The 24,987-nt window shown below is 64.0% G+C and carries 19 protein-coding genes; 12 read left to right on the plus strand and 7 right to left on the minus strand.

Annotated features, from left to right (window positions below; genetic code table 11):
- Positions 1–139: 139 nt before the first annotated feature.
- From VGN72_01325 to gndA, 3 genes are all read right to left on the minus strand, one after another.
- Positions 140–1,438 (minus strand): FGGY family carbohydrate kinase, encoded by a 1,299-nt coding sequence (locus VGN72_01325; protein ID HEV7297975.1) that lies wholly within the window; start codon positions 1,436–1,438, stop codon positions 140–142.
- Positions 1,439–1,558: 120 nt separating this feature from the next.
- Positions 1,559–1,873, minus strand: a complete 315-nt coding sequence (locus VGN72_01330) for a hypothetical protein (protein ID HEV7297976.1) — start codon at positions 1,871–1,873, stop codon at positions 1,559–1,561.
- A 163-nt stretch (positions 1,874–2,036) separates the two neighbouring features.
- Positions 2,037–3,548, minus strand: a complete 1,512-nt coding sequence (gene gndA, locus VGN72_01335) for an NADP-dependent phosphogluconate dehydrogenase (protein ID HEV7297977.1) — start codon at positions 3,546–3,548, stop codon at positions 2,037–2,039.
- Positions 3,549–3,660: 112 nt separating this feature from the next.
- Between gndA and VGN72_01340 the strand changes: the two genes are divergently transcribed.
- Both VGN72_01340 and recR read left to right on the plus strand, forming a co-directional pair.
- Entirely contained in the window at positions 3,661–4,167 is a 507-nt protein-coding gene (locus VGN72_01340; protein HEV7297978.1) for a gamma carbonic anhydrase family protein, read from the plus strand.
- Positions 4,168–4,358: 191 nt separating this feature from the next.
- The gene (gene recR / locus VGN72_01345) at positions 4,359–4,964 is read left to right on the plus strand and encodes a recombination mediator RecR (GenBank protein ID HEV7297979.1); all 606 of its coding nucleotides are present in this window, start codon (positions 4,359–4,361) and stop codon (positions 4,962–4,964) included.
- Between the two features lie 252 nt (positions 4,965–5,216).
- On the opposite strand, the gene VGN72_01350 is transcribed toward recR, so the two are convergent.
- Positions 5,217–6,215, minus strand: coding sequence for a polysaccharide deacetylase family protein (locus VGN72_01350; protein ID HEV7297980.1), 999 nt, complete (start codon positions 6,213–6,215; stop codon positions 5,217–5,219).
- On the minus strand, positions 6,212–6,868 hold the full coding sequence (locus VGN72_01355; GenBank protein HEV7297981.1) for a methyltransferase domain-containing protein: 657 nt from the start codon (positions 6,866–6,868) through the stop codon (positions 6,212–6,214). The genes VGN72_01350 and VGN72_01355 overlap by 4 nt, the downstream gene beginning before the upstream one ends.
- A 57-nt stretch (positions 6,869–6,925) precedes the next feature.
- On the opposite strand from VGN72_01355, the gene VGN72_01360 reads away from it, so the two are divergent.
- The 3 genes from VGN72_01360 to VGN72_01370 are packed head-to-tail and all read left to right on the plus strand — an operon-like array spanning position 6,926 to position 10,602.
- On the plus strand, positions 6,926–8,632 hold the full coding sequence (locus VGN72_01360) for a glycosyltransferase family 4 protein (GenBank protein ID HEV7297982.1): 1,707 nt from the start codon (positions 6,926–6,928) through the stop codon (positions 8,630–8,632).
- Complete coding sequence (locus VGN72_01365) at positions 8,629–9,408, plus strand: glycosyltransferase (GenBank protein ID HEV7297983.1); 780 nt, start codon at positions 8,629–8,631, stop codon at positions 9,406–9,408. The genes VGN72_01360 and VGN72_01365 overlap by 4 nt, the downstream gene beginning before the upstream one ends.
- A 12-nt stretch (positions 9,409–9,420) precedes the next feature.
- On the plus strand, positions 9,421–10,602 hold the full coding sequence (locus VGN72_01370; protein ID HEV7297984.1) for a glycosyltransferase: 1,182 nt from the start codon (positions 9,421–9,423) through the stop codon (positions 10,600–10,602).
- Between the two features lie 6 nt (positions 10,603–10,608).
- Here VGN72_01370 and VGN72_01375 read toward each other — a convergent pair whose 3' ends face one another.
- Positions 10,609–12,390: a PAS domain S-box protein gene (locus VGN72_01375; protein HEV7297985.1), complete on the minus strand. Its 1,782-nt coding sequence runs from the start codon at positions 12,388–12,390 to the stop codon at positions 10,609–10,611.
- A gap of 94 nt (positions 12,391–12,484) precedes the next feature.
- A complete protein-coding gene (locus tag VGN72_01380; protein HEV7297986.1) occupies positions 12,485–13,516 on the minus strand; it encodes an acetyl-CoA carboxylase carboxyltransferase subunit alpha in 1,032 nt (343 codons plus the stop codon).
- A gap of 270 nt (positions 13,517–13,786) precedes the next feature.
- Here VGN72_01380 and VGN72_01385 point away from each other — a divergent pair, with 270 nt between their 5' ends.
- The 7 genes from VGN72_01385 (at position 13,787) to VGN72_01415 (ending at position 24,871) form a co-directional block, all read left to right on the plus strand.
- Positions 13,787–14,638: a prephenate dehydrogenase gene (locus VGN72_01385; protein ID HEV7297987.1), complete on the plus strand. Its 852-nt coding sequence runs from the start codon at positions 13,787–13,789 to the stop codon at positions 14,636–14,638.
- Positions 14,639–14,918: 280 nt separating this feature from the next.
- Positions 14,919–15,701, plus strand: coding sequence for an inositol monophosphatase family protein (locus tag VGN72_01390; protein ID HEV7297988.1), 783 nt, complete (start codon positions 14,919–14,921; stop codon positions 15,699–15,701).
- 346 nt (positions 15,702–16,047) lie between these two features.
- Positions 16,048–18,024 (plus strand): hypothetical protein, encoded by a 1,977-nt coding sequence (locus tag VGN72_01395; protein ID HEV7297989.1) that lies wholly within the window; start codon positions 16,048–16,050, stop codon positions 18,022–18,024.
- Positions 18,025–18,167: 143 nt separating this feature from the next.
- Complete coding sequence (locus tag VGN72_01400; protein ID HEV7297990.1) at positions 18,168–19,271, plus strand: GntR family transcriptional regulator; 1,104 nt, start codon at positions 18,168–18,170, stop codon at positions 19,269–19,271.
- 56 nt (positions 19,272–19,327) lie between these two features.
- The gene (locus tag VGN72_01405; protein HEV7297991.1) at positions 19,328–20,143 is read left to right on the plus strand and encodes a DUF1559 domain-containing protein; all 816 of its coding nucleotides are present in this window, start codon (positions 19,328–19,330) and stop codon (positions 20,141–20,143) included.
- Positions 20,144–20,178: 35 nt separating this feature from the next.
- Entirely contained in the window at positions 20,179–21,834 is a 1,656-nt protein-coding gene (locus VGN72_01410; protein HEV7297992.1) for a glycoside hydrolase family 5 protein, read from the plus strand.
- A gap of 112 nt (positions 21,835–21,946) precedes the next feature.
- Positions 21,947–24,871 carry an autotransporter-associated beta strand repeat-containing protein gene (locus tag VGN72_01415; protein HEV7297993.1) on the plus strand — a complete coding sequence of 975 codons (2,925 nt, stop codon included), beginning with the start codon at positions 21,947–21,949 and terminating at the stop codon, positions 24,869–24,871.
- The last annotated feature ends 116 nt before the right edge of the window (positions 24,872–24,987 follow it).

Consider the following 24,987-nt stretch of genomic DNA (forward strand, 5'->3'; position numbering starts at 1 on the left):
CGCGGGTCGTCGGCTTTCGGCTCGTTAAGCAGTCAAGGTGACAAGGTGAGGGAGTGACCGGGTGAAGCGGTCGAACGCAGCTGCGTTCACCTTGTCACCCCGTCACGTTGTCACTTTGTCTCAATCAACAATCGGCATCTCAAATCTTCAACATCCCCAACCCCCGCAGCGTCGCCTCTTCCGGCGGGATGACGAACTCCCACCGGCCGGGCCAATCGCGGTGCAGCACGTGCGACAGGCGGCGACCGACGCCACCGGCGACCATCACGCGGCGCCGGAATGATACGCCCGGTTGACGCAACAATTCCAAGCGCGCTGCGCTGTCGCGGGCAAGGCTGTCGACGATCGCCGATAGCATTTCCTCGCGGGTGGTGGCGAGCGTAATCCCGGTGAAGCAGCCCGTCCGCTGGTCGATCTGCGTTCGATCACCGGCCAGGTGGTTCTCAAACGCCACGCGCGAGCCGGGCGATCGTTTCGCGGATGAAACGAGCTTCCAGAATTTTTGTTCGGGCAGATCGGCAAAAAACTGATCGCGCGCCCAGTTCAGCGCCGTTCCCACGGCGGCAATCGTGCTGACGGAGACCCACTTTTGATCGACGCCGAGCGCGCGGGTCAGGAGTCGATCGTGCGGCTGTGGCCGGTCGACGCACAGGGCCAGTACGTCCGTGGAGCCGGACACGTTGAACAGCTGGCCTGCCTTCGCGCCCGCCAACAGCATGCCGCAACTACCGTCGACGATTCCCGCCAATACGGGTAATCCCTCAGGCAGGCCGAATCTCCGGGCACCTTCTTTCGAGACATTGCCACCGACCGCATTGCTGGGCAGGACCTGCGGCAGCAGCGCCTTGGGCATGCGTGAGGCGTCGCACAGTTCGTCGCTCCAGCCGGTGAGGGCGACGGTTTCGTAGAATCCGGTGAAGCTGGCGTTCGATGGGTCGATCACCCGCTTGCCTGTCATGTGGCGATGCAGGTACGTATTCAGGTGGCCGACGAGGTCGGCATTCTTCAGCCGCTCGGCTTCGTGCTGGCGATACCATGCCCAGGTGGTGGAACTGATGCCGCCGGGGAACGGACGGTTGCCCGCGAGCTTGAGGTGGCGGGCCTTGCCGACCCGCTGTTCAATTGCGTGTGCCTCGGCAACGCTACGGCGATCCTGGTGGGTGACGAGCGGCGTGAGCGCTTTGCCGCGACTGTCCATCGCGACCCACGCCGGTGACATCACCGAGATCGCGACCGCATCGACCTTCTTCACCGCGGCGCCGAGCTGCCCGATCGCGCCGCGGACGGCCTTCAGGACCTCGTCGGGCGAGACTTCCGATCGCGCGCCGTCGTAGCGTGTCTTGAACCGCTGGGTGGCGACCTCACCGACGATCTTCGTCTCGCGCAGGACGGCCGTTTTGACCGAGGAAGAGCCGATGTCGAGACCGAGGATTGGCATTACGGCTTAACGTGTGTGGGGAAAAGATGAAACCCACGAATGGGCACGAAACAACGCGAATTAGGGAAAAAATAGCTTCCCATTCGTGTCGATTCGTGCCCATTCGTGGGGGGAGAATCCTCAATCCGTTTCGCGCCAGTTGTACGGCCACTGGTCGGAACTGCGCACGTTCAGCGACCGCGCCAGCTCCTGATGGGCGCGGTAGGTGGTGGTGACGGTCGCGACGCGGTCCTTGCCAAGCTGTGCCTCGGCGGTCGTGCCGTACTTGTCCTGTTCGTTCTGCAGCACTTCCTGCACGAACGTGTAATCGCTGGGGCTGCGCATGTCGTACATGCGCGTGTACTGCTTCGTGGGCGAGCTGCACCCCGCCGACACCGCCACGCCGAGCGCGACGAGCGACAGTGATGGGAACGCACGTTTCAGTTGGCGGATCATAATCCTCCGGATGGCCGTGGGCCCGTGGCGGTTGACGGTGGCGTTACAACACAGTTCAAGCAACGCCGGACCACGCCGATTATTCTGCAAACGGGCGTGCGGATCGCGGAATGGCCAAAGTCGCCAGTTCCGCGATCCGCACGCCGTAGTTCCGCGATTGCTGCTACAGCGTCTTCTGAGGCTGGCCCTCTTCGCTCAGGTCCGACCCCGGCTTGTGGGCCGGTTGCTCGGCCGACCACTCGGTGTGGATGAACGTGCCGGGGTTGTCCAGCCGTTCGTACGTATGGGCGCCGAAGTAGTCGCGCTGGGCCTGAATCAGATTGCCCGGCAGGCGGTCGCGGCGGTAGGTGTCGTAGTAGGCCAGCGAGCCACCGAACGCCGGCAGACCAATGCCGTTGGTGATGCCGATGCCCACGATTCGCCGCCACGCGTCCTGCTTGGCGTTGATCATCGCGGTGAAGGTCGGGTCGATCAGTAGGTTCGGCAGGTTCGGGTTGCTCTTGAACGCCTTGGTGATCTCTTCGAGGAAGACGGCTCGAATGATGCAGCCGGCGCGCCAGATCATCGGCAGATCGGGCAGGTTCATCTTGAAGTCGTACCCACCGTCCTTCACGGTCTTGTTGGCCGCGGCCAGCATGGCCATGCCCTGGGCGTAGCTGCAGATCTTGCTGCAGTAGAGCGCGTCCTTCACGTCGTTGATGAATGCCTTGATGTCCCCGTTGAACTTCTTCGGGCTGGGGCCACCCAGCACCTTGCTGGCGGCCACGCGTTCGTCCTTGGCCATGCTCAGCTCGCGCGCGTCCACCGCAGCGGCGATCGTCGGGATGGGCGTCAGCAGGTTCAGCGCGGCCTGAATGGTCCAGGTGCCCGTGCCCTTCATGCCGACGACGTCGCGGATCTGCTCGACAAGGGCACCCCCATTTGCGCCACCGCCCTGTGGGTCCTTGTAGTTGATCACCTTCTCGGTGATGTCGATCAGGAAGCTCTGAAGCTCGCCCTTGTTCCACTCGGCGAACACGTCGCGCAGCTGCTGGTTGTCGAGGCCGCCCACGTTCTTCAACAAATCGTACGCCTCGGCAATCAACTGCATGTCGCCGTACTCGATGCCGTTGTGGACCATCTTCACGAAGTGGCCCGCGCCACCGTCGCCGCAGTAGGTGACGCAGGGTACGCCATCGCTGGGCGCCTTGGCGGCGATCTTCTCCAGGATGGGGCGCAAATGCTCGTAGCTCTCGCGGTCGCCGCCCGGCATGATGCTGGGGCCCCACAGCGCGCCTTCCTCACCACCGCTGACGCCCATACCGAAGAACTTGATGCCGGTGCCCTTCAGGGCCGCCGAGCGACGTTCGGTGTCGGTGAAGAGGGAGTTGCCACCATCCATGACGATGTCGCCGGGCTCGAGGAAGGGCTTGAGCTCGTCGATGACCATGTCGACCGGCTTGCCGGCCTTCACCATGATCAAAATGCGCCGCGGGCGCTCGAGCGACGCGACGAACTCCTTGATCGTGTGCGGGCCGACGGCGTTCCTGCCTTTGGCCAGCTCGGCGATGAAGTGCTCCGTCTTGCTGGTGGTGCGGTTGTAGACCGAAATGGGGAACCCGTTCCGCTCGATGTTGAGCGCGATGTTGCGACCCATGACTTCCAAACCGATGACGCCGAAAGCTTGCCCTGGCATTGCTGAATCCTTCTTGTTGTAAGCCGCGGCCCATTGTGGGGGAGCGCGGCGGTTGTGGCAACAGGGGTGGCCGTTCTTGGCTGTTCCCATTTCCCCGTGTTACCCTGCGCCCATGTCGCTCATCACCAAACATGCCGACGGCAGCTATCGGGCGTGCAACAGCATTGTTACGGGCGACGTCGCGATCGGTGATCTGGCCAGCATCTGGTTCGGCGCCGTCATCCGCGGGGACGTGGCAAAGGTGTCGATCGGTCGGCGGGCGAACGTGCAGGACAACGCGGTCGTCCACTGCGACAGTGGCGTGCCGAACGTGATCGAGGACGACGTGGTGATCGGCCACGGCGCGATCGTCCATGGCATGTTCGTCGGGCAGGGATCGTTGATCGGCATGGGCGCCACCGTGCTCGGCCGTAGCAAGATCGGCCGGGGTTGCCTGATCGCCGCCGGCGCCTTGGTGCCACCGGGGCTGGAGGTGCCGGATGGCATGACCGTCATGGGTGTTCCGGGCAAAATCGTGCGGCCAGTGAAGCCGGACGAACAACAGTACATGCAGTGGCTACGCGATCATTACGTGCAGCTGGCCCAGAAGTACGTTGATGGCGCATTCGAGAATGCGTGATCCTGTCCCTCTCCCGCATGCGTCGGGAGAGGTCAGGTGAGGGTCCCTTTCCGTCCCGCTGTCTGCGCGCCCGTTGTGGGAATCACCCCACCCAGCCTCCCCCGGAGTACCGAGGGAGGGGGCAGACGCGCCGGTTTGTTCCGTTGTCATCAGACGACTTTCTCTCCGATCCGCCCTACAATCATCCCTCTATGGCCGGTTACACCCAAAGCATCCAAACCCTGATGAACGAGTTCGCGCGCCTGCCCGGCATTGGCATGCGCAGCGCCGAGCGGATCGCCTTTCACCTGCTGAAGGAAAGCCCGGAAGACGCCATGCGGCTGGCGGATGCGATTCGCGACGTGAAGACGCGCATCAAGCACTGCAACATCTGCTACAACCTGACCGAACAAGACCCGTGCAACATCTGCGCCGACGGTAACCGCGATCAGGGGCTGGTCTGCATTGTCGAACAGCCGAAGGATCTGCTCGCGCTGGAGGCGGCCAGCCTGTACCGCGGGGTATATCACGTGCTGCTGGGACGCATCTCGCCGTTGGAGGGGATTGATCCGGAAGATCTGACCATCGAGCCGCTCATGGAGCGTTTGGCCAGCGGCACGATTCGTGAACTCATCATGGGCACGAACCCCACGATGGAAGGGGACGGCACCGCGATGCACATTCAGAACCTGGTGGGCAACCAGTTCCCCAACGTGCAGGTGACTCGCCTGGCTCGCGGCCTGCCCGCGGGCAGCAATATCGAATACGCCAACCGCAACATCCTCGCCGACGCCATCAGTGGGCGCCAGCGTATGTGATCGAGTGCGCAACACACCTCGCCGGACTTGCCGCTTGAGCGGTAAGTTCTTCCGCCCCATCTCTTCAGCGCCCTAAAGGCTAGCGGAAAAAGCCCCTTCGTTGTTCAGAGACGTGTCATCCCGATGGGAGGCTTGCCGACCTGAGGGATCGCTCAAGGCCGAGAACCGTCCGTGGTTCGAGATCCCTCAGGTCGCCTTAGGCCCATCGCGATGGCATTCGCACGCGATGCGACAGGGCGTTGTCCCCTAGCCTTAAGCGTTCTCGCGCGACCGGTTGTCGATGCGTCCCGTGCGTGGTTGCCACGCGAAGAACGCCTCCAATTGCTGCTCGAACGCCAGCCCGTCCCAGTTCCGCACCAGAAAGCGCGGCAATTGAAATGGATCCGTCTCGCGTGTCACCTGACCGTTGAAGTTGGAACATGCGTACGCGTAGCCCGCCGTCTTCAGGAGGTCGACCGTTTCCCGCGTGTAGTCGTGCCGCGTGCCGAACGGATAGGAGAACCCGCGCCGGCCACTGCCGATTTCCAGCTGCTGCGCGACGGGAGATTCGTTGGACAGCCGCGGATGCGCGATCGTGTGCCCACCAAACTCCAGAAGCGGATCAGCCTCCGCCTCGGCCAGTTCAGGGGCGGTCATCATGCGGTGTGATTCGCGGCCAGCCGATCCCAATCCCGACCAATCGTGAAGCGCTGCCATCGCCGCGGCGCGGTCGGCGACGGTTGCCCGGTGCAACAGGCCGCACAGTTCGCGGTAAACCTTCTGCCGTGGCGAGGGCGCGGTTGGCATCGTCACGTCCCAATGGCAATCCTGCGCAAACGCGTCGGGCGAATACGTCGCGGTGCTTTGCAAATCGATTGCATATCGCTCGCGGCCGACCGCCACAATTAACTTCTGGGGCAGCGTGTTCGGACGCAGGAAAATTCGTTCCAAATCGTCCCAGAAGAACTCGCGTTGGGTGTCGGTTAAGCCAGATGTCGCGAAGATCGTCGCCGGGACGTTCGCGGCCCGCAGCAGTGGCAGGGCGTGGCGGAGGTTGTCCCAGTAGCCGTCGTCGAACGTGATCGCCACCGCACGCTCGGGCAGACGCCCGGCGGCCGCCAGTTCGAGCATTACCGCGAGCGACATCGGCGCCGCCACCCGCTTCAGCGTGCGCAGGTGCTCGGCGAAGTTGGCCCGCGAGACGCACAGCAGTTGCGGATCGGTCGGCAGCTCGATCACGCGGTGATAAAGGAGGATCGTTCCACCGATCATGGGCTTGCCTTCGTTGCGCGCACCGTCACGATGACCTCGTAGTCGGCGTCGCGGAAATCCAGTTCTTGGCGCGTCACCTCGTGCAGCGCCATCCCCTGAAGAAACGCGTTGGCAATCAAAACATTGCCGAACGTTTCGACGGCCAAATCGCCTGGCCGAAACGCCTCTTCGAACAGTCGCCGTGCCGATAGGCTGGTGAAGCGCCAAAAGTCGCCCCAGCGGTCCATGTCGTACCGGCTGATTTGGCTGATGCCGGCCATCGTCGCCAGCACCGTGCCACCCGGGGCCAGCGCCGCGTATGCGGATCGGACCGCGCCGCGCACGTCGTACAGGAACGGTAGTACCTGCGTCAGCACGATACAATCGAATGCGCCCGCTGGAATCCCCGCGCCCGTCTCCAAGTTGCCGACGAACGTCGCCTTGCGGTTACCGGGCACTGCATGCAGCACGTCGCTCTGCGTCACGCGGTCGCCACCAAACTGCCGGGTGTACGTCGGGTCGCCCACCTCCATCACCCGGCCGCGAATCGACTGTTGATTGGCCTGCAGGAAACCTTCGATGTAATACCGGTCGATCGGCGTGCCGCGATCGGTGCCGAACAGGCGGCTGACGGGCTGGGTGCTTCGCTGAGGGGGCAATGGGTCCTGCAACACGAAATAGTCCTCCACAACTTCTATCGGTTTGCCGCCCGTTCGTCCGATAATCAATCCATGCGTATCGCGTTCCTTTCGCACCAATGGCCCGGCGCCCGAATGGGTGGCATTGGCTCGTACGTGCGGAACGCCACCGCGGCGCTGGCGCAGGCAGGGCACGACGTGCACGTCTTCACGTTCGCACTGCCCGCCGACGTGCGGGCGAACGTGCCGCCGGAGATTAAGCTGCACGAGACGCCCGACCTGGCGTCGCGCGTGATGTCGGGCGCTGTGCCCGCGCCCATGGCGGCGGTGTTGAACGCGGGGGGTGAGGGAATTTATCGCCTGGCGATTGCGCACCTGCTGACGGCAGCCTTTCAAGCTGAACATGCGATTAAGCCGTTCGATGTTGTGGAAGTGCCCGAGGTGGAAGCGCTCGGCCTGCCATTGCTGTTGAACCATTCGCGCACGCTGCCCGTGGTGACGCACCTGCACTGTGCGACCTCGATCGCTTACGCGGGCAACGGGGTTGAGGTGGGGCCGTCGCAACGACTGATCACCGAACTGGAGTTTGCTGCGATTCATCTCTCCGACAGCATTTGCGCCCCAACGCGTGCCGTGGTCGATCTGACCGAGCGGCACATGAACGCGACGGTCTCCGCTGCCGAGATCCCGCACGCCATGATGCGCGACTCGACGGCGTTCGAACCACCGCCGGCGGACGGTTCGGTGCTGTTCGTGGGACGGCTTGAGCGCCTGAAGGGCGTTGAGGTGCTGGCCGCGGCACTGCGACAGTTCTTGGCCGACAATGCCGCTGCGACCTTTCGGTTCTTGGCACCCGACACGAACACCGGGCCCAAAGGTGATTCGATGCAGCGGCACATCGAAAGCATCATCGGGCCAGACTTACTCGGCCGCGTGACGTTCCTGGGTGAAGTGTCGCGCGCGGTGGTTGATCGGGAACTGGCGGCCGCGTCGTTCTGCGTGATGCCGAGCCTGCTTGAGAATTTCTCGATGGCATTATGCGAATCCATGGCTGCGGGGCGTGCGGTGGTCGTCGCGGGGGGAACAGGGTCGGTCGAGGTGGTCTGTGATGACGCGCTGGTGGCAGAGCGCGGCTCGGCCGATGATCTGGCACGACTCATGACACGTCTGTGGCGCGATCGTGGTGAACTCGCATTGCGCTCACGCGCCGCACAGGAACGCGTCCGTCACCTTTGCGGTCCTGCCCGCGTGTCGCAACAACGGGCAGAATTCTATCGCGATGCGATGAACCAATTCCGATTGGAGACCGTCACCGATCGCGCCGCGCGGCTTTCAGCACTGCCCGCATCTACCGCAGCGACGTTGCTGCCGGCGGTGGTGACGCTGACGGGTGGGTTGTGTGGTGTGCGGTCCGCCGGTGAGCAGTCGCCGGGCGCACGGCTCTCAACCATCTTCAGCAGATTGTCCGCAGTGCAAGGCGGCCGCGCGCAGGTCACGCTGTACGCCGCCGGCAAGCACACGACGCGATTGCTTTCGGAGCGTCACCTGTGGGAATCGGCCGGCCACGACATTGCAGGCATCATCGACGACCACCCGCGGTTCGCCGAGGGCGGCGAGTACCTCGGCCTGCCCGTGCAGTCGATGGAGAGGGCGGTGGCGGCGGTGCGGGCGGGGCGGGCGTTGCCGCCGGTCGTGCTTAGCACCGATACGTACGAGGACCAGTTTTGGAATCAGACGGCGCCGCTGCGCGAATTGGGCGTCGCCGTCTATCGACTTTACGGCCAAGGGAGCGCCACGTGATCGAGCTTTCCATCGTCATCCCGACCTGCAATCGTGCACCTCTGCTGGCGCGCTGCCTGACCAGCGTTCGCCGAAGCATCTCCTGCAACTACGAGGCGATCGTCGTCAACGGCGCCAGCACCGACGAGACGTCCGACGTCTTGGCCGCCGCCAAGGACATGATGGGCGACCGGCTGCGGGTCATCAACGAACCGCAGCGCGAAGGCTTCGTGCGCGCTGCCAATAAAGGCTTTGCCGCCGCCCGCGGGCGCTGCGTGACCTGGGTGAACGACGATGCAAGACCACTGCCCGGCGCGCTCGACAACGCGGCGCTGCAGTTGCTGCAAGCTCCAGCAAACGTTGGTTTGATCGCGATGTTCCACGACTTCCACGGCCAGCGCAACATCGCCTACGAGGCCGACCACGGTGCCCGGCGATACAAGTTGCTGCACGTGCGCGGCACGCTCTACGCGAACTTCGGCCTGGGGCGGCTCAGCACCTTCCGCGATCTGGGCTTCTTCGACGAGCGCTACTTCCTGAACGCCGCCGACCCCGACTTTTCGCTGAAGGTATGGCACGCGGGCCTGGAGGTCGTGCCCGCCGCCGACAGCTTCATCGACCACGACGAGCACGACGACGACCGCCGGGCGCAGGACGGCGACCGCGCGCAGGCGGACAACGTGAAGCTGTTCGAAAAGTGGGACCTGCCACCGAAGAATTTGGAGCAGAACGACTTCGATCCACAGCGTCCGTGCACCCTCCGCGGCCTTCGACCGACGACCGCTGTGGCGGCTTAGGAAGTTCCGATCATGCTCGACGTCACGTTCCTCATCTCCACGTACAACCGCGGGCAGGTGTTGCTCAGTACCCTCGCGCAAATCGGCAACTGCGGTCTGGCGGCGGGGCGATTCGAGATCATCGTCGTCGACAACGCCAGCACCGACGGCACCGCCGACCTTGTCGCGCACTGGTTTCGGGAAGTGAAGCTCGTCCGGCTGGCCACAAACCGCGGCCCGTGCGCCAAAAATGAGGGGCTGCCGCTGGCGCGTGGACGGTTCGTCCTGTTTCTTGATGACGATTCGTTCCCGCAACCCGGTGCGGTCGCTGCCATGATCGAGAAGTTTGATCGCGACCCCGAACTCGGCGCCGCGACGTTCACGATCACGCTGCCGAACGGCCGGCGAGAGTGCAGCGCGTATCCGAACGTCTTCATCGGCTGTGGCACCGGGTTCCGAACCGACGCGCTCAAGCTGGTGGGCGGGCTGCCGACGGATTTCTTCATGCAGGCGGAAGAGTACGACCTTTCGCTGCGCCTGATGGACGCGGGCTGGCACGTGCGCTCGTTCGCCGATCTGCACGTCACGCATCTCAAGACGCCGGCGGCGCGGTATCCGGAGCGTGTGGCATCGCTGGACGTGCGGAACAATCTGCTGCTCGTCGCTCGACACTTCCCGCTGCGCTGGGTGGCGCCATTCGCGTGGGATTGGACGAAACGGTACCGATTCATCGCCGGTGCCAACGGACGCAAGGCCGCCTTCTGGCGCGGTGTGGTGGCGGGCCTGTGGGCTATTGTTAAGGGGGCCCACCGCAAGCCCGTGAGCACGGAGACGTTCGAGACGTTCGCGCGATTAAATGCGATTGAAGCCGCTATGCGCGACTGGGCCGCGCGCTCGGGTGTAAAGCAAGTGTTGTTCGTCGATCTCGGCAAGAACAGCCTTGCCTACCATCGTGCGGCACGGCGGTGCGGTTTAACTGTCGTCGCAGTGGCGGACGCGAATCTCGGCCAACATGGTTATACGTATCGCGGCGTACCGATCGTTACCGACGATGTCGCCCTCCGCCTCTCGTACGACGCGGTGGTCGTGAGCAACCTGTCGCCGGTGCATGCACAATCCCGAACGGCTCATTGGCAAACGTTGACCGATCGACCGGTAGTCGATTTGATGGCGCCGGCGGTGGAACGATCACGCGGCGTCGCAGTCGCGGCTTGATCAAAATCAAACGGATTTCACGAGCGGCAGTTCCACCCAAAATTGGCTACCCGCCCCTTCGGTTGATCGCACGCCCACACGGCCGCCCATCCGCTCGACGGCTCGCTTGGCAATCGCCAGGCCGATCCCCGCACCCTGGTATTTGCCGTTCTCGTTCAGCGACTCGAACGGAGTGAAGATGCGCTCGAAGTTCTCCGGCGAGATGCCGATCCCGCGGTCCTCGATCCAGATGCGCGCCACGTCCGTGCGTTCCTCTGCCCAAATGTTCACCTTCGCCCGCTCGCCCGGCTGCACGAACTTGATCGCGTTGCCGATGAGGTTCGCGAAGACGTGCTGCAGCGTCAGGCGATGGCCCAGCACCCAGGGCAACGGTTCCTGAAAGTGAATGGCTGCGTTGGCCATCTCCGGTTCGCGCTGGAGTTGGCCGATCAGCTCGTGCACGATCGTGACCGTGCTGACCGGCGACAGCGCAAGGTCGGCGCGTGCCAGCCGGCTGTACTCCAACAGGTCGGTGATCAGCCGATCCATGCGCGCCGACGACGCGATGACCCGCCGAAGCGATTCCAACCCCTGCTCGTCGAGCTTATCGCCCTGGCGGGCCAGCAACGTGGTCGCGAATCCCTGCAACGTGTGCAGCGGGGCCCGCAGGTCGTGCGATACGGTGTACGAGAACGCGTCCAGTTCCTCGTTCACCGCCTGCAGTTCCCGCGTGCGGTCTACGACGCGCTGCTCGAGCGTGGCGTTGAGCTGTTCGATCTCGTCGGCGGCGCGCTTCTGGGCGTGAATGTCGGTGATCGTGCCGAACCACTTGACCACGTTGCCCGCCTCGTCCCGCGCGGGCAGCGCACGGCTGAGGTGCCAGTGGTACTCGTCGCTGCCGTTGGCGGGGCGAATGCGATATTCGATGCTGTGCGGCTCATCGGCCGCGATCGACGCGAACCAGCTCGTCGACACGCGGTGGAAGTCGTCGGGGTGGATGATGTTGCGCCACTGCGTCTCCCGCGCCTCGGCGACCGTCATGCCGACGTAACGCTGCCACTGTAGATTAAAGTAATCGGCGACGCCGTCCGGGCCGGCGGTGAAGACCATCTGCGGCATGGCGTCGGCCAGCTCGCGGAAGCGCGACTCGCTGCTGCGCAGCGCCGACTCGGCGGCCCGCTGCTGCGTCACGTCCTGCATGCTGACCACGCAGCGCAACGACGCGCCGGCGGCGTCGTGCACCAGCGTGCCCTGCATCAGAACGCAAATGCCGGCGCCGTCCTTTCGCTGGCAGCGCGATTCCGACGCGTACTCCTGCGACCGGCCCTGGGCCATCGCCAGGTATGCCGACCAGTCCCGCTCGCGCGCATCGGCCATGCAGAGGTCGAACAGAGACATGCCGAGCAGTTCGCCCTCGGTGTAACCCGTGATCTCGCACATCTTCCGGTTCACGCGCAACAGTTTGCCGGCTGCCAGGTCGGCCTGAGCCATACCGATCGGGGCCAGGTCGAACGAGCCGCGCAGTTCTTCCTCGCTGGCGCGTAGCGCGTTCTCGTCGCGCTGTTGGCGAACGGTGGCGGTGTAGATGATCGCATACACCAGCCCGCTGGAGACGGCCACGAACACGAGCCCTTTAAACGACTGGGCCCACAGGTGGAAGGCTTCCGTCGACGATAGCAGGTGCAGTGCCCGGTCGCTCAGGATGATCCAGAGCGACGCGATGATGAAGTACATGGCGCTGGCGCGCAACGCCATCCGGGCGGCGGTGGTTTGCGGGGGTGGCGGTTGGCTCGGTAAGTGGGAATCCAAAACGCTCTCGCCGGGCGTGCGTGTATCGATACGTGACGGTAAGCGCCGGTCGATCGCGTCGTTGACTGCGACCGACCGGCGGCCCCCGAAGCCGCTAGACCGCCTTGGCGGCGCGGCGCGGTGTCGGCTCGGCGACGGCGCCCAGGTTGCGGAAGCGCTCGTAGCGCCGTTCGAGCAGGTTATCGAGCTTCACGCGCTTCAGGTCGCGGATCGTCTTGGCCAGGTACTGCTCGAGGTTGTGGGCCGCGGTGTGCGGATCGCGATGAGCGCCACCCAATGGCTCGGGCACCACGGCGTCGATCACGCCGTGCTTGATCAGGTGCTTGCTGGTCAGCTTCAGCGCGTCGGCGGCGTCGGCGGCGTTGGTGGCGCCCTTCCACAGGATGCCGCTGCAGCCCTCGGGGCTGATCACCGAGTACCACGCGAACTCCATCATCGCCACGCGGTCGGCCACGGCGATGCCGAGCGCGCCACCGCTGCCACCCTCACCCGTGATGACCGTGACGATCGGCGTCTTCAGGCGGCTCATTTCCATCATGTTGCGGGCGATGCTCTCCGCTTGCCCGCGCTCTTCCGCGCCAATGCCCGGGTACGCACCGGCCGTGTCGACCAGCGTCACCACCGGCAGGCCGAACTTCTCGGCCAGCTTCATGCAGCGCAGCGCCTTGCGGTAGCCTTCCGGATGAGCACAGCCGAAGTAGCACTGGATCTTCTCTTTGGTGTCCTTGCCCTTGTGATGCCCGATCAGCATCACCTTATGGCCACCGATGCGCGCCAATCCGCACTTAATGGCCGGATCGTCACCGAAGTGACGGTCGCCGTGCAGTTCGCGGAACTCACGGCACAGCACCTCGACGTAATCCTTAAACAAGGGCCGCTGCGGGTGACGGGCGACCTGAACGGTTTCCCAGGCGGATAGGCTATCGTAGGTCTTGCGCACCATCGCGGTGTAGTTCGACCGCAGCTGCCGCAGTTCCTTGCTGTAGTCGATCTGCTTCGATGCCTGCAGGCCTTCCAACTCGTGGATCTGTTCCTCAAGCTTGGCCAGCGGCTTCTCGAATTCCAGCACGTGCCGCAGGGGAACCTTGCTGGCGACGGCGGAACTTGTGGGTTCGGGTGCAGCCAAAGTGTGGGCCATCTTTCGTTGTTCGACCGACCGTACACGCGGTCGACCGCCTTGTATGTTTTTACGGACGTCAGAACTTGATCGAGTCCCGACGTTTCACTTGCGGACTTGCATGGAACCTGGTTGCCAAAGCGGCAATGCCAGAGCGTTCCGATTTCTCCCAGCTTGCCAACGGGAATACGGTAAAGCGATGCCCGAACGAACGCAAGGGAGACGCCGCCGGCGCGCCTCGGTTGGGGTTATCTCACTGGCGCGATTATGATCGGCCGTATGACCTTCGAACGCGTGTGCATTCTAGGCGTGGGGCTGTTGGGCGGCTCGCTGGCGCTGGCCTTGCGTAACGTCGTAACCGACTGCCGAGTCGTCGGATACGGCCACCGCCAGTCGACGCTGGACACGGCGTTGTCGCGCGACGTCATCCATGAATCGTCCACCGACCCGGCCGAAGCCGTCCGCGACGCCGATCTGGTCGTCCTCTGCACACCGGTCGGCACGTTCAGCGACCTCATCCATCGGATCGGCCCGGCGTTGCGCGCCGACGCCATCGTGACCGACGTCGGCAGCACCAAGCGATCGATTGTGGTCGCGTCAAAGGCACTGCCGTCGCCCGGCCTGTTCGTCGGATCCCACCCTATGGCCGGCAGTGAAAAGCGGGGCGTGGAGTACGCCGACGGCAACCTGTTCCAGAGCGCCAACTGCGTTCTCACACCCACCGCCGAGACCGACGCCACCGCGCTGGAAAGGGTCGACACGATGTGGCGTTCGATCGGCATGCGAACGCTGCGGATGACGCCCGAGGAGCACGACGCCCGCGTCGCCACCGCCAGCCACGTCCCCCACGCCGTCGCCGCGGCGCTAATGTTGCTGCAGGACGAGGGCTCGCTCGCGATCGCCGGCAAAGGCTTGGCCGACACCACCCGCATCGCCGCCGGCGACGCCGGGCTGTGGCGCGACATCTTTCTCGACAACGGGGACAACCTGACCGCGGGACTGGAACAGATGAAATCCCGGATCGACCGGCTGCTTGGTTATGTTCGCGATAACGATGCCGCCGCCGTGGCGAATTGGTTGAACGAGGCGAGCGACCGGCGCGCCGAGTTCGCGTGCCGTCTCAAACCATAATAGGTTGCCTCTCCGGCGCCTCCCATGGGCGGTCAGAGGCGAGGCTCGAAATGCGTTTGGCCCACGAATGGGCACGAACGAATACGAATGAAAGAAGCCACCTGATCGTGCTCTTATTCGTGTTGATTCGTGCTCATTCGTGGGCGGTCCCACTTCGGCTCCCCGGAACGAGCAAACTCACGACCTTGAGCGCACGCCCGCCAGCACGTACAAATCCGCACCCGCCGATGAAGGGCGGTGCGTCCCTCGTCCACTTAACCACGACTGGAAGTTGCCAAGTATGAGCATCCCCATCCGCGACTTGATGAACACCGCGATCGACGCCGCCTACGCCGGTGGTCGGCGGGCGATGGCACACTACAACAACCGGGTTGAGGTCGAGATTAAGGATGACGGCACACCGGTCACGCGCGCCGATCGCGAGTCGGAAGAGGTCATCCTGAACATCATCCGCTCGCGCTACCCGCAGTCGGCGATCGTGGCCGAGGAAAGCGGGCGGTCCGGGACCGAGGGCGCGAGCTTGCGGTGGATCATCGACCCGATCGACGGCACCAAGACGTTCATCGCCGGCGCGCCGATGTGGGGCGTGATGATCGGTGTGGAGCAGGCGGGTAAGACGGTCGCTGGCGTCGTCTACTTCCCCGCGCTCGACGACATGGTGGCGGCCGGCAATGGGCTGGGGTGCCACTGGAACGGGCGCATCGCGCGCGTGTCGGACGTGGCGGACTTCTCGCAGGCCATGGTGCTGACGACCGACTGGCAGCGGGCTACCCGCCGATCGAAGGCATTTGAGTCGATCGCATCGCAGGCGCGCGTCGCCCGCACGTGGGGCGACTGCTACGGTCACATTCTCGTCGCCACCGGCCGGGCGGACGTGATGCTCGACCCCATCCTGAACCCCTGGGACTGCGGCCCACTGCTGCCGATCATGCAGGAAGCCGGCGGGCACTTCACGACGTGGAAGGGCGAACCGACCGTATGGGGACCGGATGGCATTTCCGTGAACGCAAAGCTGTTCCAACCGACGTTGGACGCGATTCGCGCGATCGAGGGTGCGAAGTAGCAGCCGCCGACGACCGGTGACGCGTTCTCTGAAGTCTCGAAGAGCACGTCGGCGTCCGCTCCGGCCGTGGCATGGGCGTCTCGCCCATGCTCGCAGTGGGCCGGAAGATCAGATTTGATGCAGCGGCTCGGTCAGCGCGGCACCCCACAAATCGAATCTCCCCTTCCGATCGACGCGCATGGGCGAGACGCCCATGCCACGGTAAGGCGGCCGGCAGCCCATTGAACACCGCCTTGTCACGAACGATGACGGACTCCTCGCTCCTCCTCGCCCCCACCAATTCCCGCAACAGTTTCCAACGCCTCGCGGTCGCGGCGGTAGCATCAGTAGTTCACCAGGAGCGTGAGTGGCCGATGCACAACCCGTAGCGACCGTACCCACCCCGAGCCGCCGTCAGCGGCAGCGTCGGGCGATCATTCGCCACGTCACGCTGTTGAGTGTCCTGGTGGTTACGGTCTTGATCTCGCTGAAGCTCGGGCTGGACCTGCGGCGCTGGACGTACGAGCACACGGGCTCGATTCGCCATACATACGACGTGCACCACAACCTGCTTTTCGGCACGCGCGCGATGAACGAGGGCGTGCTGGACCTGTACGGCAACGTGATCGAGGCGACGCCGTCGGGCAATTATCGGTTGGATTACGTGCCGCTGCGCCTGCTGACGATGCGCCTCTGGGCGGGATGGGTGAACCACAACTACGGCTACACAGCCTGGCGGCCCGAATACGAGTTCACGCGACCGCTGTTGCAGTTCAACGCGATGATGGAGGGGGCGTCGGCGCTGGCGATCTTCCTGCTGGTGCGGCTATGGGTTCGACGGTCGGACCGCGCGATGCTTCCGCCACTGTCACCCGAACCGAAACGCCCGCTCGACCCCTGGCGGGGCTGCTTCCTTGGCTTGGCCGGGGCGCTCTTGATGTGGTTCAACCCCGCGTCGCACGTCAGTTCGCAGACGTGGCCATCGTGGGACATCTGGATCGTGCCGTTCTACCTGTACACCGTGCTGCTGGCGAGCCTGAACTGGTGGTTCACCGCCGGCGTCGTGCTGGGCATCGGCACGATGTTCAAAGGGCAGCATCTGATGGTGGTGGCTCTGTTCCTGCTGTGGCCGTTATTCATGGGACAGGCGGGCGCCGCGCTGCGCTGGGCGGCTGGGTATTTGTTCGCAGCGGCGCTGATCGTGGCGCCTTGGCTGCTGCGCGACGAGACGACGCGAGAGCCGATTCACGCGGCGTGGATCTGGATCGCCTCGGCAATCGCGGCGTGCGGTGTGATGGCAGGGGCGCAACGCTTCCTACGCGACAAGTGGTGGGGCTGGGCGGCGGCCGGGCCGGTCGCGGTGCTGCTGTTGACGTGGCCTTGGATGAGCGAAGCCACCCGTGGGAACTGGTTATATGCGTTTCTGGTCGCGTGCGGCGTCGTCCTGCTGGGTTGGCGCGTTCCGCTGGCAAAGTACGCGTACCTCGTCGCGGGCATCATAGGGCTGTCATTGGCGGCCTGCCCGCTGTTGTTCAACAGTGACCTGACCTGGTGGGACCTGGCGTTCCGTTACGGGGCCGAGAAGTTCCCCAGCCTCGTCCAGTTCTCCGCCAACACCGTGCCGACATTACTCGGCGGGCGGTTTGGGTGGAGTTCGCTGAACGAGGTCGTTTACTCGTTCGAGGCGGGCCAGTTCCTGTTCTGGTCGTGGGATGGCTACCAACTGCGGCTGAAGCAGACGCTGGTCGCGATCTACGCGATCGGCATCGTCCTGTGCGCGTTCGCAATGGCCCGGCACACCCGCCACGGCGACCGCCGATTCCTGGCCGCCGCCGCGACGCCATGGTTGATCGCCTTCACGTTCATGCCGCAGATGCACTCGCGGTACCTGCTGTTCACGGCCTGCATCGGCATGCTCATGACCGGTGTTGGGCTGGGAATGACACTGCTGGCAGTGCTGATCAGCCTGCTATCGTGGATGATGACCCTCCACCTGATGTTCGGCAACACGCGCTTCCGCGGGCCCATGCTGCGTGGCTACCTGCCCGTGGAGTGGGCCGACCCGGTGCGGGACATCATTGTCCGCTCGCACCCGGACGCCGCCTGGGCGATCCTGCTGTTGACGCTCATCTTCCTATACACCGCGATGCGATCGTCACCCGATCGCCCGCGCCGCCCGTGGGTGGCCCGCATTTCCGATTGGCGTCGGGCGAGAGCGACCCGTCGCGGGGCCCGGAACCCCGGAAAGGGTTGCCGTGGAAGTCGCCAAAACTCGGCCGATCAAGCCCAACTGAACCCCAAACCTCGGAGTAACCGCGACGGCAATTGCAGACCGCGCAACTGATCGCAGGTGTACCAGTACCGTACTGGTATACAGAATTTCTTCGAGAAACGGGCTCAAATTTTCCTTAAGTCCTTCATTTAAGCGGCATTAAGCGATATTTACGGACCATTTGCCTCAAGGTAAAGATGGTGTAGACTAGGACAATGATCGAGAGTACCGGTATAGAGGCCCCGTCTTCCGTCTATGAAGCGCTGGCGGAACGGCTTCGAAAGTCGATTCGGCGGGGTGACTTTCAACCGGGGCAGTTGCTGGGGTCGGAGCATGAGCTCGCCCGGCAGCAGAGTATTAGCCGGATGACAGTGCGACGCGCCAGTGAGATCCTCGTGAGCGAGGGCCTCATCGAGCGCCGCCCGGGGCGTGGGTTATATGTCTGTTCCGGGTCCGTCGGCACGACGCTGGTGCAAGTGGTGGCGGGCAACCTGGAATGGGAACCGTCGTTGCAGGTGTCGCGCGGTGTTCAGCAGGTCGCCCGGCAGCGGGGCATTCAAGTTCAGTTGTACGACGCGCACGGGGATGAACTGCTGGATCTGGAAATGCTTCGCCGGTTGCCCGGTGGCATGGCGAAGGGGGCGGTGATCGTCTCGCTGCACGGGCCGAGATTCAACGAGGCCGTGTACGAGCTGCGGTCGAAGCGCTTTCCGTTCGTGCTGGCCGACCAACGGCTGCACGACATCGAGGTGCCCTCGGTGACGGCCGACAATTACGCCGGTGGTTACGATGTCGGCAAGCTGCTGCTGGGGAACGGGCATCGCCGGATCGCGTTCGTGGGCGACTTGGTCGCCAGCACGGTGCGGGATCGCCTCTCAGGCCTGCGCGACGCGATCGCCGACGCGGGCGTGGCGTTTGACCGGTCGCTGGTCGTCGACCTGTTGGCCGACAAGGATCGTCTGGGCGACTGGTCGGCCCATATCGAGAAGGCCGTCTCCGATTTGATGAGCCGCCCGACGCCACCGACCGCGGTCTTCTTCAGTTGCGACGGTGTGGCCCGACCGGGCCTGCGCGCGATGCTCCGGATGGGCATCCGCGTGCCGCACGACGTGAGCATCGTCGGGTTTGACGACGACCCGATCGCCGAGTGGCTGCAGCCCGGCCTCACGACCGTCCGCCAGCCGTTCGCCCAGATGGGCGAGGCGGCTATCGATTTACTTTGCAAGCTGATCGCCGACCCGAACGCGAAGGTCGAGCATCACACACTTCCGGTCCAATTGGTCGAACGAGGGTCCGTCGGCCCCGTCCGCAGCGCCTGATCGGCGTTGCAGGGACAGGGCACGAGCGAGAACGGCGTTTCCGAAGGCGGTTCGAGATGTTCGCACGCACGCGAAACAATTCAGCGTTCACGCTGGTTGAGCTACTGGTGGTGATTGGCATCATCGCGCTGCTGATCTCGATTCTGTTGCCCGCACTGCACAAGGCGCGGCAGTCGGCGCTGCAAGTGAAGTGTGCAGCAAACTTGCGACAGATTGGCCTCGGTTTCGCGATGTACCGCAGCGATTTCCGGAACTTCTTGGGGCCGCTCAACAGTGAGGTCCAGCGGCATGGCACTGCCGTGCCAGGATGGACCGATAAATCTTACGGAATGTGGGACACCATCGGGCCGTACTTGGGAATGAAGACCTGGGCCGGTGAGAAGACGACCATAAGCTTCTGGAGCGGAGGCATCGAGTCAAACCGATTCAGGAGATCCGCCTTCCAGTGTCCATCCGTGCCTTTTGGCATGGCGTGGGCGAATAGGAATGGGGAGGCTCCGGGGTCATCGAGTTCGTGTTACGCCGAGTCGCTCTATTTGCAGGGTCCGAACGGGTCGTTTTCAGGCCCAAATCCGAGGCCGTGGGCCAAGTCGCGACCGATGTCGCGGGTGAAGAACCCATCTGCCAAGATTCACGTTGCTGATGCGGACGATTGGCATCTGGGTGGAGTCGGAAGCGTCATCGCTTACTTGCAGCCACACGCCGCACATGCGTTCGACATTTATCGACACTCCAACGGGGCCAACATTCTGTTCCTCGATGGACACGCGGCTTACTTCAAGGCCGACTACATCATCAAGAACATCTCGCGCATCAAGAACCCGAACGGCACGTTCAACACGAGCCATTCGGACAACTTTTACCTTGAATAAGCAGCTGGGTTCTGCCGACAGAGGAAACTGCAAAAATGACTAAGTATTTTTCCATTCATCGATTGATTGGTGGCCTGCTCGTCTGTGCGACGCTCTTCACGGGTGCCAGCGTTGTTCGCGCTGCGGACGACGAACCGTCGCTCATCAAAAACGGCAACTTCGAGACCGACGAGAACGGCGACGGTCAGCCGGACGGTTGGCCTGTTAACGACAACGTGAAGTGGGAGACGGAGGACGGCAACCACTTTATCCGCCTCACGAGCCCCTCGGCCGGGGAGAACGTGATGGTGTACAAGCTGGTGCCGATCAAGGACGAGCACAAGGCGCTCGAGCTGACCTACCGCGTGCGGTACGACAACATCAAGGCGGGTGACGAACTGTGGTTCGACGGCCGGATCATGATGAACTTCAAGGATGCCGACGAGAAGGTGGTCAAGCCGTCGCCGAAACCGCCGACCTTCAAGGGCTCGACGAAGGAATGGAAGGACCGCAAGCAGCAGTTCCTGGTGCCGGAAGGCGCCAAGAACCTGGAGATAATGTTGACACTGTTCAAGCCGGCCAGCGGCACGCTGGAGTTCGACGACATGGCACTGAAGCCGATCGACCCCGCCGTTGTCGCCAAGGCCGCCGCCGCTGCGGCGCCGACGCGGTCGTTCCCGGTGCTGCCCGACGTCATCCCCGCGCCCGCGGCCGAGAAGATGCCGCCCGAGCTTCGTGTGGTCGGCAACCAGATCCAGGACGCCGCCGGCAATTCCGTCTGGCTGCAGGGCGTGTCGGTGCCCAGCATGGAATGGTCGGCGACCGGTGAGAGCATCACCCGGTCGATCGAGATCGCCATTACCGAATGGAAGTCCAACTGCATCCGCCTGCCCATCAAGGAGAGTTACTGGTTCGGCACCGACAAGTCGCAGAAGGACGGCGGCGAGCAGTATCGTCAGATCGTCGATAACGCTGTGAACCTAACCGCCAGCCACGGCGCGTACCTTGTTCTGGACCTGCACCGCTTCCGCGCCCCCAACGACGACCACGTGAAGTTCTGGAAGGACGCCGCCGAGCGTTACAAGAATAATCCGGCCGTCCTGTTCGAACTGTTCAATGAGCCGCACGGCATCTCGTGGGACGTTTGGCGCGACGGTGGCCAGGTAACCGACAAGAAGCAGGGGTCGTCCGATGCCCTGTCGGAGAACACTGAGGTGGTCAGCGGCTTCCAGTCGCCCGGCATGCAGAAGCTGGTCGATGCGGTGCGCGAGATCGGCGCGAAGAACATCGTGATCGTCGGCGGGCTCGATTGGAGCTACGACATCTCCGGCATACTCAACGGCTACGCACTGAACGACAAGGGCGGCAACGGCATCGTCTACTCGACCCACGTCTACCCGTGGAAGAGCAAGTGGCAGTCCAAGTTCCTGGACGTCGCCGCACACCACCCGATCTTCGTCGGCGAGGTGGGGGCGCCCAACGAGCGGTACGCGTTCATCCCGGCCGAACGCCACGAGGACCCGCTCACCTGGTCGCCCGACATGGTCGCGCTGATCCAGCAACATAAGCTGCACTGGACCGCTTGGGCCTTCCACCCCAAGGCCGGCCCCCCCATGTTGAACGATTGGAACTACACGCCCACGAGCTACTGGGGCGATTACGCCAAGCGGGCGCTGGCCGGTGAACAGTTCACGATGAAGCGGATGCGCTAGGCAACGGGTCGAGAGGGAGCGGGTTGGGGAGCGGCGTTCCGCGTGGGACGTCGAACGGGTTGAGCATCGAGGGATTGAGTCACGTCTAACGAAAAGCGGAGCGGAGAAACAGATGATGAATACGAAGCACAGGTCGAGCGTCGCAATTTTGAAGAAGCGGATGAATGAATCGGGTCGGCGGTCGATGCGGGTGGCGGCGATGGTCGGTGCCGCGGGCGTCTGGATCGCGCAGCCCCACGTGGCGACCGCCGCTACCATTGGGTGGAATCAGACCGGGGCAGGAACCTACGACTACAACGATCCGGCCAACTGGGTTGGTGGCAACATCAACGGCCTGTTCGACGCGTCATTATCAATTACGGGCGCCCAAGCAGTCACGTTTGGCACCGACACGACGCTGACGACCCCGATCGTCTTCAACCATAACGCTACCGGCAACTTCGACATCTTGATGCGTGCTGACGGCACCGGCGACCGCGTCCTCACGCTCGGTGGTGACGTAACGCTTAACAGCGCCCTCAACCGCACGACCCTCGTCGGCTCGTCCACTAACGGCCAGCGGTTGACCGTCGACCTCGGCGGCGCCACCCGCACGTTCGACGTCACGAACAGTGGCAACAAGGTTCTGAATCTTCGTAACGGCATCACCGGAGGATCCGAAGGCGTCATCAAGGCCGGCAGCGGCACCCTCCAGATCGAGTCGTCCAGCACCTATTCTGGCGCAACGACCATCAACGGCGGCACGTTCTGGTACGGCGCCGGTGGTCGCACGGTCAATTCGGACGTCATCGTAAATACGGGCGGCACGCTCCGGTTCGACAGCTCGGGCAGTGGCAACACCAGCTTGGCCCGCACGAAGAGCGTCACCCTCAACGGCGGCAGCCTCACCGGCTCGGCCGCGTCCAGCACAAGCGTCAACACGAACGACCTCATGGGCGCCCTGTCGCTCGGCGCCGGCGGGTCGACCGTCATGCTCGCCCCGATCGGCACTCGCCACATGCGGATGACCGCCGACAGCTTCACCCGCGAAGCCGGGGGCACCGTTCTGTTCCGCGGCACCGGTTTTGGCGTAAACACGCTCGCGTCCAATACCGTCAACGCCACCAACTTCGTATTCACCACCGCCCCGACGCTCACCGGCACTCCCGGGGGCAGTGGCACCACCGTCGGCATCATTAAGGGCGCCTACGCCGGCACGACCAATAGCAGTAACGGTGAAGGGCTCGTCACCTACGATTCGACCTACGGCGTGCGGCTGCTGTCCGGTTCGGAATACGCGACTTCGATCATTGACGGCCAGACCACGCTCGACAACGTCCGCCTGTCCAACGCGTCTGGCGTCGTGTCCAACGTCACGGTCGACGCCGCGACCACGATCAACTCCCTTTCGCTGAACGTCTCCGGGGTCACCTCGCCGATCAACGTCGGTGGCACCGGCACGATCACGCTCGGCAGCGGCACGATCTTCGCGCAGTCCGTCTCACCGGCCACGACCGGCGCGGAGATGACCGTCAACAACACCATCAACCTCAACGGCCAGCAGGGCGTGATTTTCTACAACACGGTCGGCAGCTCCAACGGGAGCAATGGAGCCAAGCTATTCCTCAACGGGCCGATCACCAACAGCGGTGGCAACGGCGTCGTCGTCGCGGGGTCGGGCGTCGTCGAGTTCAGTGGCGCGGGCGTCAACACGTTCACCGGCCCGACCGTCATGAATAGCGGCCTGCTGCGGCTCACGAAGTCGGTCGACAACTCCGCGGTCGTCGGTGACCTCGTCATCAACGGCGGCACCGTCCAGAACACCGGCAACGAGATCGCCGACACCAGTGACATCATCATCAACGGTGGCTCCCTTCTCCAGAAAGGCGGCGCCACCAACTCCGGCAGCGGGGCCTCGGAGACTTTCCGTGACCTCACCGTCAATGGTGGCTCCGTCACCTCGGGCGCCAGTGGTAGTGGCAGCACGACCAACATGCGTAACGCCAGCATTGCTGGTGGCAGCTGGACCCCCACGCGCGCACACACGGTCAACATGAGCGGTTCGCTCTCCGTATCCGGTGGCACGATCAACGTGGCGGGCACGTCCGACGGCAGCAGCGGCGCGAACATCAACCTCGCCGGTGACTTGAACATCACGAACACCGCCTCTGGCGTGTACGCCCCGATCACGCTCGGCAGTTCGACGGGCGCGGGCAACCCCGGACGCATCACGCTGTCGGGCGACCTGACGTTCACGGGCAACGGCACCAACGCCAACACCGTCGCGATCACGACCACCGCCGCCCCGAAGCTCGGCGCGCTCATCCTGAACGGCACGCGGACGTTGAACGTCGGCGACGGCGCGGCCACCCACGACCTCGAACTCGCCGTCGCACTGACGAACGGCACCTCGGCCGGTGGCCTGACCAAGACCGGCCTTGGCACGCTCGATCTGACCGGTGCCAGCACCTACACCGGTCCTACGAACGTGTCGGCCGGCACGTTGCTGGTGAACGGGTCGCTGGCCGCTGATAGCACGATGAACGTGAACGCGGGTGGCACGCTCGGCGGCAACGGCACCGTCGGGGGCGCGACCTCCATCACCGGCACGCTCGCCCCGGGCGCGTCGGCGGGCCTGCTGTCGTTCGGCAGCTCGCTGGGCCTCGGTGGCACGTCGATCTTCGAGGTCGACGGCCTCGCCCGCGGCGTGGTGGGCGGCTACGACGCGACGAACGTCGCTGGCGAACTGACCTACGGCGGGGTGCTGAACGTCGTCTTCTCCGACACGTTCGCGATCGGCTCTACGTTCGACTTGTTTGACTTTGCGACCCAAGCCAGCGACTTCGCAGCCATCAGCCTGACCGGTGACTACGTCGGCACCTTGCTCAGCCTGGGCAATGGCAACTGGTACGGTTCGACCGGATCGCAGGCCTTTACCTTCGATGGTTCCAGCGGCGTGCTGCAGATCGTCGATAACGTCGCCGTCCCCGAGCCGACCGCCATCGGCCTGCTCGTCGGAGCGGCTGGCATGATGCTGCGTCGTCGGCGCGCGGTGTAAGGATCTGGAGAGAGAGAGGCGGCATCGGGGTGTGCAATGCCCCATTGCCCCGAGACATGTCGGGCGGCCGTTAATCGCGGCTGCCCGGCAATAAGACAGTCGAACGCCACCATTTC

The organism is Tepidisphaeraceae bacterium (assembly GCA_035998445.1).
Classification (GTDB): Bacteria; Planctomycetota; Phycisphaerae; order Tepidisphaerales; family Tepidisphaeraceae; genus DASYHQ01.